Source organism: Kitasatospora sp. NRRL B-11411 (assembly GCF_000721345.1).
GTDB classification, from domain to species: Bacteria; Actinomycetota; Actinomycetes; order Streptomycetales; family Streptomycetaceae; genus Kitasatospora; species Kitasatospora cineracea.
Map to the genome: position 1 here is coordinate 116,259 of NZ_JOGH01000011.1, position 13,851 is coordinate 130,109.

Genomic DNA, 13,851 nt, shown 5'->3' on the forward strand with positions numbered 1-13,851 from the left:
AGCCAGTGGCGTTATCAATGGAAATTTTCCAACTCTGCCAGCTTCTCGAAAGGAAGAACATGTCTGACGCCAGCGAATCCCAGGCCACCGGCGAGGAGGAAGGCGGCTCCGCAGCCCGTGCCGCAGTGCCGGTGAGCGACCCCGAGACGATCTCCTTCCGCTTCGCGGGAGAGGAGTTCACGGTCTCGGGATTCGAGCGGACCCTGCCGGCCCCCGCCAGCGCAAGCGAGCGCTCCTCGCTGGTCCGAGCGGGTCTGGCGGCCGAGGGCGCCTCGCTGGACGAGGACGGATGGCACACAGTGGCGCGTGCCGTCGTCTCGCCCGACGCGGCAGCGGCCCAACTGCGCTCCTCCAAGGGCCAAGCCTCCGCCTTGATCGAAGAACACGTGGAAGGGGCGACACTCCGCTCGCTCCACACCAGGGTGTGGCTGACCGAGTTGTTCCCGGGGCACCAACCCCGCACCAGCCAGGGCGCGCTGCCCGTGGAGGACCCGGAGGTGCAGGGCGACGTGAACGAGGACGGGCAGCCGTACGCCCGCGTCGTCTACCGCTACCGCGACCACGACCACCTGCGGGCCCACCTGACGCAGACCATCGAGCAGACCCGGCACGCCAATCCGAACCCCTATGACCGGTCGATCCTGGCCCGGCGAATCACCCGCGCCCTCATCGCCCACCCGTGCCGACTCGAATTCACCGACGGCAGCGAGCACATCGACGTCCTCGCCGTACGTGACGGCATCACGCGTCTGACCAGCGCCTGGGCCCTGCTCACCGAGGGGGATTCACCGTACGCCGATGAGATCGCCGCAACGGCCGTCAAGGTGCTGATGTCCGAGAAGACCTCGCGGCGCGGCGCCAGCGAAAAGGCGCTCAGCCAGCGCATGGCGCTCGGCCGACAGGAGGCACTCGTCGGCTTCCTCGCCGAATTCCAGCGCGGAGTCAACGAGGCGCAGCCGACGGACCGTTCGGTGCGCCTCGGCCAGACCCTGGTCGTGCCCGCGCAGGTCACCGTCGGTGTCCATCGCCACAACTCGGCCGAGCTCTCCGCAGAGGAGGTCTTCGATGATGCGATCCGCTCCATCCTCGCCTCGATCCACGTCGAATTCCGGCACTGGGACGCGGCAGCGCAGAACGTGGAGGTCGGCACCCGGGCGATCAGCCGTATCCGCCTTCCCGGACTGCCGCGGCACAACCTCCTGGAAGGAATCATCGGGCTCGCCGTCGGACGCCGGAAACCGACGGAGGTCCCAGCGGCGTTCCTCGACGCCAGCATCCCGGGAACGGCGCTCTGGCGGGCCGTCTACCTGGTTCACTTCCTCACCCGGCCCGAGATCTTCGAGCAGGTCAAGAAGTTCGCCAAGGACATCAAGGGCACGAGCAAGATGAGGACGGCCGGATACGCGGAACTCCTCGGTCCGGTCATCGACTTGCCCTGGCGCGGGTACAAGGCGGGGTCGCTCCAGCAGGCACGCAACGCCTGGGCCAACGGCGGGGTGCTCACCAAGGGCGTCATGGGCGACTGGGATCCGGTTCCCACCACCGACTTCACCGAACTCGTCCATTCCGCTTCGAACGGCAACGAGAACGCGAGGCAGACCCTCGCGGTGGCCGGCGGGATCGCGCTCATCACGGACAAGCTCATCACCCGCAACGTCGGGTCGGCCGTGGGCCGGACGGTGCCGTTCCGCGCTAACACGGACCAGATCGTCGCCGGACTCGCGGAGTCCGAGGAGGGCCTGTGGACCCTGGCCTTCGCCGCCAACACCTTCGACCCGGAACGGGAGTGCCTCAACGCCTTCACCGGCGCGCAGCTCCTCGGGCGCAACACTGCTTCGATGTACTCCATCCCGGCAGTCGACCTCACTGCCGCGGACAAGATCCGCAAGGATGCGGGGGGCGTCGCGCCCGAAGCGCTCAGCCAGTGGGTCATCGTGGCGCTCTCCGACCCTGAGAAGGCCCGCAAGGCCGAGAACGAACGCAACTCGGGGCAGGAGAAGGCCAGCGCCGATCAGTCGATCCAGGACCAGCTCTCGGTCGAGCGGAGGGCCCTGCGCAGCGCCGTGACCGAAGCACGGCAGGCCGTGAAGCGGCTTCTGACCCTCGCGGACACCCCTGAGGCCCGGGCCACCACCTTGCACCCCTTCGGATCCGTCGAGGATCAGAACCGCATCATTGCCGAGGTGCGCAAGCTGGCAGGGGAAATCGTCGTGACCTCGCCGGCCGTGGGCCAGGAAGACGACGAGGAGGACGAGGAGGACGGGTACGAGGACGAGGAGTGACCGGGCCACCCCGTGCCGGGAAGGATGCGGACGGGCTGCCGGCACCGGTCTGACTGACACACCGCCACCGCCGGCTCCAGTCGTCGGTGCAGGCACGGAGCGGAAACTCCGACCGAGGCCGGATGCCGCGCCCGTCCGGGCCGGGTCAGGCGGACTCGCGGCAGACCAGCGTGGTGGGCAGCAGGGTCCGGGGGCCCGGGGGCGTGCGGTTCTCGATCAGGGCGAGGATGTGGCGGGCCATCGTCGAGCCCTGCTCCTCCACCGGCTGGCGGATCGTGCTGAGCGGGGGGTGGGTGTACTGGGCGACCGGGTCGTCGTCGAAGCCGATGACGGCGACGTCGTCGGGCACCCGGCGGCCCGCCCGGCGCAGCGAGCGCAGGGCCCCGGCCGCCATCAGGTCGGAGGCGGCGAAGACCGCGTCGAGGTCGGGCCGGCGCCTGAGCAGCCGGGTCATGGCGCGCTCGCCGGACTCCAGGGAGAAGTCGCCGAGGTCGACGACGGGTTCCAGGCCGGTGGCGGCCAGGGCCTCGGTGAAGCCGCGGAGCCGGTCCTGGCTGGCGGCCATGTCGCGCGGCCCGGCGATGGTGCCGATCCGCTGGCGGCCGGCCGCCAGCAGGTGGTGGACGGCGGCCTGCGCGCCGCCGTAGTTGTCGGTGTCCACGTACGGCGCCCCGTGCTCGGCCAGCGGCCGGCCGCACAGCACGGTGGGCACCCGGGCCGTGTCCAGGACGGGCATCAGCGGGTCCGAGCCGTGCGAGGAGACCAGCAGCACCCCGTCGACCCCGCGCTGCACGAAGCGGGCCGCCGCCACGTACTCGCTGCGGTCCTGCACCGCGACGAACGCCAGCTGGTAGCCGGCCGGGGCGAGGGCCCGGGACGCGCCGTGCAGCAGGCGGGCGAAGAACGGGTCCGAGAAGAACCGCTGGCTGGACTCGGTGACGATCGCGGCGACCGACCCGCCGCCCGAGCGGTGCGCCCGGGGCGCCCGGCGGCGCACGTAGCCGAGCTGCGCGATCGCCTCCTGGACCCGGCGGTTGGTCTCCTCGCTCACCCGGGCCGAACCGGTGAGGACCCGCGACGCGGTGGCCGTCGAGACGCCGGCCCGCAGGGCCACGTCGGTGAGGGTGGGCGGCGGCGGTGACGGGCTGCCGGCGGCATCGGCGGGTGCGGGCACGGACTCCTCCACGGGGTACCGGGCGACGGGAGCGGACGGGGGCGCCGGACGCGGCCGGGACGGGGTCGGGCGGGATCGGTCGGGATCGGACCGGGGACCGGGGCCCGGCGGGGACGGCCCGGGAGGCGCCTCGGGCGCCTCGGGCGCCTCGGGCGTCGGGCCGGAGCGGCGGCCCGGCGGTCGTCCCACCCATGATCCACAGCACCGGACGCACCGTCAATCCCGGCCCCGGCGGGCCCACTTGGCGCCGAACCCCGGCGGCAGGTCACCGGTGGACGCCGTCACCGCCGTCCGGCAGGAGCCGCGGCAGCCGGGCCGCCTCCTCCGTGAGCAGCGCCGCCGCCCGCTGCTCGCGCCGGCGCAGCTCGGCCAGGTCGCCGCGGATCCGGTCCGCCGTCAGCGCAGGTGCCCCGGCGTGGAAGGCGTTGATCCGGTCGGAGAGCGCGGTGGCCAGCTGCGCGACGTCCGCGTACGCGGCGCGGACCTGCCCGCCGTGCCGGGTGAGCGCCAGGAAGCGGCCGAACAGGGTGCGCGAACCCGCCAGCAGGGCGATGCTGTTGACGCCGGGCGCCCGGTACACGGCGTCGGCCGCCGCCCGTTCGGCGGCCAGGTTCTCGCCGATCAGGTCGTAGATCCGGAACCCGTCGCGGAACCGGGCCAGGAAGGCGCGGTAGGCGGACTCGAAGCCGTCCAGGTCCGGTCCCGACCGGGGCACCACGGTGGAGCAGTCGACGAACCAGCGCTCCGGCTCCCGGGCGTACCCCTCGCGCAGCACGTCCCACCCCACCGTCAGCGGGACGTACTCGTGGTCGTCGGTGGTGTTGTCGAGCAGCAGCACCTCGCTGCCGCTCGCCCCGCCCACCAGGAACGAGTGCAGCAGCCGCCGTTCCTCCGCGACGGTGCCGACCCGCTCCATGAACTCCACCCAGTGCGGGAAGTGGTGCCGGGGCGCGTAGAACAGCACCGGCCGTCCCGCGGCGAGGAGTTCGGGCAGGCCGGCGGCGAAGCGGTCGACGTCCACCGTGCCGGCCGAGAGCAGGTCGAAGCCGAGCAGCCGCAGGTCGTCCTCGGTCACGTAGGGCGCCTCGAACGCCCAGCGGTCCCTCCCGCGCAGGTAGCAGTGGCGGTAGACGGCCGAGGTCGAGCCCAGCGCCCGGTACATCAGCAGGTCGGAGTGCGGGGTGCGGCCCGCGACGTGGGCCAGCAGCTGGGACTTCCGGCAGTGCAGGTGGTTGTTCGGGTCCTGCGTGCGGATGCGGTCGGCATCCGGGATCCGGATCATCCGGTCGGTGAGCGCCACCGTGGTTCCTTCCGTCGCGTGCGGTCGGGGCGGTCCTCCGTTCCAGCATCCGGCGGCGGTGGCGGACGAAGACGGGCGGCGGGAGGAGATCCTCGCCCCGGCGGCGGGCACCGTCAAGGCGCCCCCGGTCCGCCGCCGGCGGGGGGCCCGGAATCCGCCGGGTCCGGCCGCCCGGACCTGCGGCGGCGGCCCGGATGTAAATTTCACGGCCTTTTGACCCGCCGTCAGGCCCGGACGCATATTGCTGCCCGAGCGACCGATCACGGCGTCAGCCCGTCGCGGGCGGGATTCCCGGCGGTCCGGCGGGCCGGTGCTGCGGGCACCGCTCCGGGCGGCGCGCCCCCCCCCATGACCGACTACCGGTGAGGACGTACCTGTGCGGGTGTTACTCCATTTCGGCGGCCTGGGCGATCCCGGGGGCCCGCTGCTGGACCGGCTCCGCGCGCTGTTCCGGCAGCCGCAGAACGCCCGGTTCTTCGCCTCGGCCCTCGCGGGCGTCGAGACGGCCTTCGAGATCGCGGGCCGCGCGGAGTGCGCCCGCTTCCTGCCCGGCGGGCTGCCGGTGCGCGACTGGCTGGCCGCCCCCGGCGACCCGCCGGTGCCCGCGGCGGCGCGCGGCTCGGTGGCCGAGGGCGTGCTGCTGCACCTGTACCAGCTGTGCGTGCTGCAGCCGGGGCCGGGCAGCCCGCTGGCCCCGGCGGGCGGCCTGCGCCCGGTGGGGGCGGTCGGGCACAGCCTGGGCAGCTACGCCGCGGTCTTCTCCGCCCTGCCCGTCGCGGGCCGGCGCGGGTACGCGGAGGCCGCCGGACGCTCGGTCGCCCAGGTCACGGTGGCGCTGCTGCGCTGCCACCAGGTCGTCCCCGCGGCGCCCCGGCCGGACGGGGAACTGCTGCGCCGGCACGCCGCCCTCGGCCCGGGGGCGGGCGTCCCCGCGGCGATGGCCGCCGTGGTGGGCCCGCGGCGCCCGGTGCTGGAGGAGGCGGTCCGGCGCAGCGGCGACGGCCCGGGCGGCCGGGTCGGGATCGGCCTGGTCAACTCGCCCACCTTCCACGTCCTCACCGGCGCCACCGAGGCGCTGATGCGGCTGCGGCTGGCCGAGGCCGAGCTCTTCGAGCGGCCCGGCGCCCGCTGGACCTACCTGGGCGCCACCGCCCCCTTCCACAGCCCGGCGCTGACCCCGGCCATGGCGCTGATCGGCCGCGACGTCGACCACCACTGGCAGCCCGTCAAGGGCGACGGCCTGACCATGCCGGTCTACGGCACCGGCACCCCCGCCAACCTGCAGTCCTCGCCGCACGTCCTGTACGAGGTGGCCGAGCAGCAGATGTGCCGCCCCTTCGACTGGCCGGCCGTCGTCGACGCCGCGCTGGCGGAGCTGGACCCGGACCTGGTCCTCGACCTCGGCCCCGGCGTCTCGGCGGCCGCGCTGACCAGGTCGCGGCTGCGCGAGAGCGGCTCGGCCGCGCGGTTCACCTCGCTCTGACCGCCCGCCGCGCCCGCGTCGCGCCGCCGGACCCGTACACCCCACGACCACACCCCACGACAGGGAGGGCGCGCCGTGCGCTGCCTCGTTTTCCCCGGCCAGGGCGTCCAACGCCCGGGCATGGGCGCCGAGTTGTTCGACCTGTTCCCGGAGGAGGTCGAGGCCGCCGACGCGGTGCTCGGCCACTCGGTCCGGGAACTGTGCCTGCACGACCCCGAGGGGCGGCTGGGCGACACCCGCTACGCGCAGCCCGCCGTCTTCCTGGTCAACGCCCTCGACGCCCGGCGGCGGCTGGCCGAGGAGGGCGACGGCGCCGAGCCGGTCGGCTGCTACGCGGGCCACAGCCTGGGCGAGTACAACGCCCTGGTGGCGGCCGGCTGCCTGGGCCTGCTGGACGCCCTGCGCCTGGTGCGGGCCCGGGCCGAGGCCATGGCGACGGTGCGCGGCGGGGCGATGGCGGCCGTGGCGGGGATCGGCGGCGACCGGGTGGCGGCGGCGCTGCGGGAGGCCCGGGTGCGCAACGTCTACGTGGCCAACCGGAACTCCGACCGGCAGACCGTCGTCGCGGGCGGCCGGGACGAACTGGCCGGCGCCGCCGCCGTGCTGCGGGCCGCGGGGGCCCGGGCGGTGGTCCCGCTGCCGGTCAGCGGCCCCTTCCACACCCCGCTGATGGCGCCCGCCGCGCGGGCGTTCGCGGCCGCGCTGCGCGGGCAGGCGTTCGCGGCCCCCGCCGTGCCGGTGTTCTCCGGCGTCACGGCGGCGCCCTTCGAGCCGGACCGGGCCGCCGCGCTGCTCGCCGCGCAGATCACCGCCCCCGTGGAGTGGGTGCGCACCGTGCGGGCGCTGCGGGCCGCCGGGGTCACCCGGTTCGACGAGGCCAACGGCAGCACGCTCACCGCCCTGCTGCCCGCGATCGCCTGACCGCTCCGCACCCGCACATCCCGGCAGCCCGCCGCCCGCTGCCCGCTGCCCGCCTGCTGCCCGCCCGCTGCCCGCCCGCCCGTCCCGAAGGAGAACGCCTTGAACTCGGACATCGCCATCGTCGGCATCTCGGTGGAGGTGCCCGGAACCCGGGACGTCCACGGGTTCTGGGACCTCGTCGCCGAGGGGAGGAACCTCACCGGCCGCTTCCCCGAGCACCGGGCCCGGAGCATCGACGCCTACCTGCGCTACGTCTTCGGCACCACCGTCCGCTCCCCCGCGGACGCCGGCATCGCCTACCGCGACGGCGCCTACCTGGAGCACCCGGAGTACTTCGACGCCGAGTTCTTCGGGATGACCCCGAAGCAGGCCGCGACCACCGAACCGCACCTGCGGCACGCGCTGCGCGCCATGTACCTGGCCTTCGAGGACGCCGGCTACCCGGCCGCCCGGCTGCGCGGCAGCCGGACCGGCGTGTTCGTCGGCTTCGCCGTCAACCCGGGCTCGGCCTACCTGGAGTACCTGTCCAAGATCGACCGGTCGCTGATCCAGCCGGCGCTCACCGGGAACGTGCCCACCATGATGGCCAACCGGCTCTCGCACCTGCTGGACCTGCGCGGCCCCAGCATGGTGGTGGACAGCGCCTGCTCGGCCTCGCTGGTGGCCGTCCACCAGGCCAAGAACGCCCTGCTGCTGGGCGACTGCGACACCGCGGTGGTCGCCGGGGCGCGCATCGTCAGCGCGCCGATCGACCACCCGGACACCCGGATCGGCATCGAGTCCTCCGACGGCCGCACCCGCACCCTGGACGAGCGCGCCGACGGCACCGGCTACGGCGAGGGCTCGGGCGCCGTCGTCCTCAAGCGCCTCGACCACGCCCTCGCCGACGGCGACCGGGTGTACGCCGTCATCAAGGGCAGCGCCGTCAACCACGACGGCACCGCCGGCGGCGTCACCACGCCCGACTCCGCCTCGCAGGCGGACCTCCTCCACGCGGCCTGGGCCGACGCCGGGGTCGACCCGCGCAGCATCGGGTACATCGAACTGCACGGCACCGCCACGAAGTTGGGCGACCCGATCGAGATCGAGGGCCTGCGGCAGGCGTTCGCCCCGCACACCGCGGACCACCGGTTCTGCGCGGTGGGCACGGTCAAGGCCAACATCGGGCACCTCTTCGAGGGCTCCGGCGTGCTGGGCCTGATCAAGGCGGCGCTGGTCCTGCGCCACCGCACGCTGCCGCCGCTGGCGGGCTTCGAACAGCCCAACTCCCGGATCGACTTCGACCACTCCCCGGTCCGGATCCCCACCCGGGCCGAACCGTGGAGCAGCGAGCACGGCCCGCTGCGCTGCGGCGTCAGCGCGTTCGGGCTCGGCGGCACCAACTGCCACGTGGTGCTGGAGGAGTACCCGGACCCGGCCCCCGTCCCCGTCCCCGTCTCCGTCGGCGCGCCCGCGCCGCAGCTGTTCGCGCTCAGCGCGCACAGCGAGGAGTCGCTGCGGCTGCTGGTCGGCGCCTACGCGGACTGGTTCGCCCTGGGCCGGTTCGACGGGGTCACCCTCGCCGGGCTGTGCGCCGCCGTCCGCCGCTCCCGCGCCACCCACCGCCACCGGCTGGCCCTGGTCGTCACCGGCCTCGACGAGCTGCGCGCCCGCCTGGAGGCGCTGGCCGCGAACCGGCCGGCCGACGCCGCGCCGTTCCACTCCAGCCACCCCGACTGGGAGTTCTGGGCCCCCGCCCCCGGCACCGCGCCCGACCCGGACCTCGCCGCCCGGGCCGCCGCCTGGGCCGCCGGGGCCGACCTCGGACCCGACGACGACCGCCCCGGCACCGGCCCGGCCCCGCGCCCGGTCGACCTGCCGCCCTACGAGTTCGACGAGCGCCGCGCCTGGATCGACTTCCCCGAGGACTGGCGGGAGGCCCTCGCCCTCGGCACCCCCGGCTCCGCCGGCCCCGCCACCCACCAGGTCGTCTTCCGGCCCGCCGACGGCCCCGCCCCCGCCGCCGACCCCGGCGCCCGGGTGCTCGCCCTGGTCGACGGCTCCACCGGCGCCGAGGAACTGCTCCGCGCCGCCGGCCTGACGGACGCCCAGCTCGTCCGCCTGCCCGCCGCGGCGGACACCGACGCGGACACCGACGCGGACACCGACGCCGACGCCTTCTACGAGGAGCTGGCCGTCCGGGCCGTGGAGGAGGGCGTCACCCACCTCGTGCACGCCCTCGGCTTCGAGGCCGACCCGGCCCGGGACCTCGCCGCCCTGGACGCCCGGCTGGAGAAGAACCTGCACGGCCTGTTCCGGCTCGCCAGGGCGCTGATCACCGAGGGCGCCGAACTCCACCTGGCCGTCCTCACCCGCACCGCCCTGGCCTCCCGCCGCGCGGAGCCCGGCGTCGTGGTGGAGAACTCCACCCTGACCGGCCTGGCCAAGAGCGTGAGCCGCGAGTACCCGTACCTCACCGTCTCGGTGGTCGACACCGACGGCGCCACGCCCGCCCGCACCGTCCTCGACGAGCTCCTCGGCGCCGAGCCCGCCGTCGTCGCGCTGCGCGACGGCGCCCGGCTGCGCGAGACGTTCGCCGAACTGCCGGAGGCCGAGCTGGCCGACCGCGGCGAGTACCTCAAGCCCGGCGGCACCTACCTGGTCACCGGCGGCACGGCCGGCCTGGGCCTGGCCCTGTGCCGCGAGTTCGCGGCCCGCCGGCCCGGCATCAACCTGGTGCTGCTCAGCCGCTCCGGCGACCCCGGCCCGGACGACGGGCAGGCCGGCGCCGACACGCCCGGGGCCCGGCTGCGGGCCGCCCTGCGGGAGCTGCGCGACCTGGGCGCGGAGGTCCTGGTGCTGGCCGCCGACGCCGGCGACCCGGACGCCCTGGCGGCGGCCGTCGCCACCGTCCGGGAGCGCTTCGGCCGGATCGACGGGATCGTCCACGCGGCCGGCGTCCCCGGCGGGGAGGTGATCACCCAGCGCTCCCGGGAGGACTTCGACGCGGTGGTCCGCCCCAAGGTGCACGGCGCGTTCGCCCTCGACCTGCTGACCCGCGACGACCGGCCCGACTTCGTCGTCCACTTCTCCTCGGTGGCGGCCGTGTTCCCCGCCATCGGGCAGGCCGACTACGCCGCCGCCAACCAGTTCCTGGACACCCTGGCGGAGTCCGAGACCGACCCGGACTGCCACGTCATCACCTTCGACTGGGTGTCGTGGAAGGAGATCGGCATGGCGGTGCGCAGCCGCGCCAACGTCGACACCACTTTCAAGGCGCTGCCCACCGCGCTCGGCCTCTCGATCGCCGACGCCGGCCTGCGCTCCGGCCGGGCCCGGGTGTTCGGCGGCGAACTGCACTACGAGGGCGACTACGCCGACGCCCTGCCCGGCTACCACATCGCCCTCGACCCGCCGATCGCCGCCAAGCTCCAGGAGGCGTCGCGCCGCCGCACCGCCCGCCGCGAGCAGGGCGCCGACCAGGCCCGCCGGGAGATCGCCGAACTGCCGGTCGAGCTCACCGGCCGCCTCGACGGCCGGTACACCGACACCGAGCTGACCATCGGCCGCTGCTGGGCCCACGTCTTCGGGTTCACCAGCATCGACGTCGACGCCGACCTGTTCGACCTCGGCATCGACTCGATCACCGGGATGTCCCTGGTGGCCACCGTCACCTCGGTGCTGGGCGTCGAGATGCAGAGCAGCGACCTGCTGGTGGACCGCACGGTCGCCGCCCAGGCCAAGATCGTCGACGAGCGCCGCGCCACCGGGCCCGACGGCCGCCGCGGATGAGCGGGGCCACCCGCACCGGCCCGCCCGGGGGCACCCCGCCCCCGGGCGCCGCCGACGCCACCACGGCCGCGGCCGGAACCCCGGCAGGGGAGCGCTCCCGGCTCACCCGCGGCCCCGTCCTGCGCGCCGTCCTCGGCTTCGCCGCCCCCCTCACCCTCGCCAACCTCCTCCAGCAGACCTACCTGCTCGCCGACGGCGCCGTGCTCGGCCACTGGGTCGGCGTCGACGCGCTCGCCGCCGCCGGTGTCGTCCAGCCGCTCTACCTGCTCGCCGACGGCGTCTTCCTCGGCCTGACCACCGGCTTCGCCATCCGCCTCGCCCACCACACCGGGGCCCGCTCCCGGCGCGGCCCCGCCACCGTCGCCACCGCGCTGGCCCTGGCCGCCGCGGTGTGGGCGGCGGTGTGCTTCCTGGTCGCCCGCACCGCCGGCGGCGCCCTGCTGCGGCTGACCGGGGCCCGCGGCGCGGTGCTGCACGACGCGCAGGTGCTGCTGTCGACGCTGGCGTACGGCTTCCCGTCGGTCTTCGCGGTGTCCGCAGTCTTCGCCCTGCTGCGCGGCCTCGGCGACTCCCGGGCCCAGATGCGGCTGATGGTCGGCAGCAGCCTCGCCAACCTGGTGCTGGCCTGGTTCTACGTGGTGGTGCTCCAGCTGGGCGTGGCCGGCGCGGCCCTGGCCACGGTCACCGCGGCCACCGGCACCGCGGCCGCCGGGCTGGTCCTGCTGCGCCGCCGGGGCGAGCTGCTGCCGCGCCGCTCCCCCGGGTGGCCGGACGTGCGGGCCGAGGCGGCGGCCGCCCTGCGCCTGGGCCTGCCCGGCGCCGTCCAGCAACTGCTGATCGCGCTGGGCATCGTGGCGCTGATCCGGATCGTCGCCCCGCTCGGCGCGCCGCTGCTGGCGGCGGTCACCGTGGTGGGGCGGCTGGAGTTCTTCGCTAGCACCGCGTTCCTCGACCTGTCCGGGGCGCTCACCGTCTTCGTCGCCCAGAACCGCGGCGCCGGCCGCCCCGACCGGGTCCGCCGCGCCATCCGCCGGACGCTGCCCTTCGCGCTCGCGCTGGCGCTGGCCGTCAGCCTCGCCGTGGTGCTGCTGCGCCCCGTCATCGCGGCGGCCGCCACCACCGACCCCGCCACCCGGCACCTGGTGGAGCTGTACGTCCTGATCACCTACCCGTGCTTCGTGCTGTACGCCGTCACGGCCGTCGTGCACGGCGCGCTGAACGGCGTCGGCCGCACCGTCGTGCCGCTGGTGTGCACGCTGGTGTCGTTCGTCGCCGTCCGGCTGCCGCTGTCGTACCTGCTGCGGGTGCGGCACGGCGCCGAGGGCGTGATGTGGGCCGTCGACCTCGGCTGGGTGGTCGGCGCGCTGTACACCGCGTTCGCCGTCCGCCGCCACCTGCGCCGCCGCCCGGCCGCCCGGCCCGCGCTGCCCGGGATCCCCTGGACGCGGGTGCTGGCCCCGGTGCTGTGCGCCTGCACCGTCCTGCTGGCCACCGCCGGCCGCTACGGCTACTTCCGCGACGAGCTGTACTGGCTGGCCGCGAGCCGCCACCTCGCCGCCGGCTACGACGACCAGCCGCCGCTGGTGCCGCTGATCGTCCGCGCCGAGACCTGGTTCGGCGGCGACTCGGTGCAGGTCGTGCGGATCGCGCCGATGCTGTTCGCGGCCGCCACCGCCCTGATGTCGGTGCTGTGCGCCCGGGAGCTCGCCGGGACCGACGAGCGGCGCTCGCACCGCGCCCAGCAGATCGCCGCGGTCGCCGTCTCGGCCTCCGTGCTGGTGCTCGTCGAGGGGCACTTCTTCACCACCGCCACCTCCGGCCTGTTCTTCTGGTCGGTGGCGATCTGGCTGGTGCTGCGGATCCTGCGCACCGGCGACCGCCGCCTGTGGTACGGCTTCGGCGCGGTGCTGGGCGTCGGCATGCTCAACAACGACACCATCGTGATGCTGCCGATGTCGCTGCTGGCCGCCGCCCCGTTCACCGGCCACGCCCGGCTGCTGCGCGACCGCGCCCCGTGGCTGGCCCTGCTGCTGGCCCTCGCCGTCGCCTCGCCCGACCTGCTCTGGCAGGCGGCGCACGGCTGGCCCCAGTTCACGATGGCCGGCCACCTGTCCACCTGGGCCAAGCGGTTCACCGCCCTGCCGCTGCAGTTGGAGGCCGCCACCGTGCTCAGCTGGCTGTGGCTGGCCGGCCTGCGGCACACCTGGCAGGACCCCCGCTACCGGGTCCTGCCCGCCGCCTACGCGGTGACCCTCGGGATCGTGGTCGTCTCCGGCGGCAACTTCTACTACCCCATGGGCTGGTACCCGCTCCTGCTCGGCGCCGGGGCCGCCCGGCTCGCCGCCCGCTGGCCGGCCGGCCGCCGCCGGTTCACCGCCTGCGCGGCGGCCGCGGCCGCCGTCACCCTCGCGCTGGGCCCGCCCCTGCTCCCGGTGTCCGCCTACCGCCACCTGACCGCCGTGAACCCCTTCAACGCCGACTCCCTCGGCTGGCCCCGGCTCGCCCGGCAGGTCGCCGACCTGGAACGCCGGCACCCCGGCGCCACTCTGCTCGCCGTCAACTACGGCGAGGCCGGCGCCCTCGCCCACTACGGCCCCGCGCTCGGCCTGCCCGCCCCCTACGCCGACCACAACGGCTACAGCCGCTTCGGCCGCCCCGCCGGCACCTCCGCCACCACCATCGCCGTCGGCTACACCCCCGAGTCCCTCGCCCCCTACTGGCAGAGCTGCACCGTCGCCGACCGCATCGACAACGGCCGGAACGTCCCCGCCATCGAGCAGGGCCTCCCGATCCTGGTGTGCACCGGCCAGAAGTACTCCTGGGAGGAGCTCTGGCCGCTCCTCAAGCACTACAACTGAGCCCGAACCGGCCGGCACAACCGAGCCCGAACCGGCCGGTCGGCGGTTGAAGCCGGCCGTTC

7 protein-coding genes are annotated in these 13,851 nt (G+C 75.1%); 5 read left to right on the forward strand and 2 right to left on the reverse strand.

The window, feature by feature from the left end:
- Nucleotides 1-59: 59 nt before the first annotated feature.
- A complete protein-coding gene (locus IH44_RS40725) occupies nt 60-2,282 on the forward strand; it encodes a hypothetical protein (protein WP_051816666.1) in 2,223 nt (740 codons plus the stop codon).
- A 145-nt stretch (nt 2,283-2,427) separates the two neighbouring features.
- On the opposite strand, the gene IH44_RS0108055 is transcribed toward IH44_RS40725, so the two are convergent.
- Both IH44_RS0108055 and IH44_RS0108060 read right to left on the reverse strand, forming a co-directional pair.
- Entirely contained in the window at nt 2,428-3,456 is a 1,029-nt protein-coding gene (locus IH44_RS0108055; RefSeq protein ID WP_030458737.1) for a LacI family DNA-binding transcriptional regulator, read from the reverse strand.
- A gap of 265 nt (nt 3,457-3,721) precedes the next feature.
- On the reverse strand, nt 3,722-4,756 hold the full coding sequence (locus IH44_RS0108060; protein WP_030458738.1) for a hypothetical protein: 1,035 nt from the start codon (nt 4,754-4,756) through the stop codon (nt 3,722-3,724).
- A gap of 382 nt (nt 4,757-5,138) precedes the next feature.
- Here IH44_RS0108060 and IH44_RS46325 point away from each other — a divergent pair, with 382 nt between their 5' ends.
- The 4 genes from IH44_RS46325 (at nt 5,139) to IH44_RS44020 (ending at nt 13,789) form a co-directional block, all read left to right on the forward strand.
- Nucleotides 5,139-6,239, forward strand: coding sequence for a hypothetical protein (locus tag IH44_RS46325; RefSeq protein ID WP_157852187.1), 1,101 nt, complete (start codon nt 5,139-5,141; stop codon nt 6,237-6,239).
- Nucleotides 6,240-6,314: 75 nt separating this feature from the next.
- Nucleotides 6,315-7,160 (forward strand): ACP S-malonyltransferase, encoded by an 846-nt coding sequence (locus tag IH44_RS0108070; RefSeq protein ID WP_051816667.1) that lies wholly within the window; start codon nt 6,315-6,317, stop codon nt 7,158-7,160.
- A 99-nt stretch (nt 7,161-7,259) separates the two neighbouring features.
- Nucleotides 7,260-10,931 carry a type I polyketide synthase gene (locus tag IH44_RS42495; protein ID WP_051816668.1) on the forward strand — a complete coding sequence of 1,224 codons (3,672 nt, stop codon included), beginning with the start codon at nt 7,260-7,262 and terminating at the stop codon, nt 10,929-10,931.
- Nucleotides 10,928-13,789: an MATE family efflux transporter gene (locus IH44_RS44020; protein WP_051816669.1), complete on the forward strand. Its 2,862-nt coding sequence runs from the start codon at nt 10,928-10,930 to the stop codon at nt 13,787-13,789. Before IH44_RS42495 ends, IH44_RS44020 begins: the two co-directional genes overlap by 4 nt.
- Nucleotides 13,790-13,851: the final 62 nt, after the last annotated feature.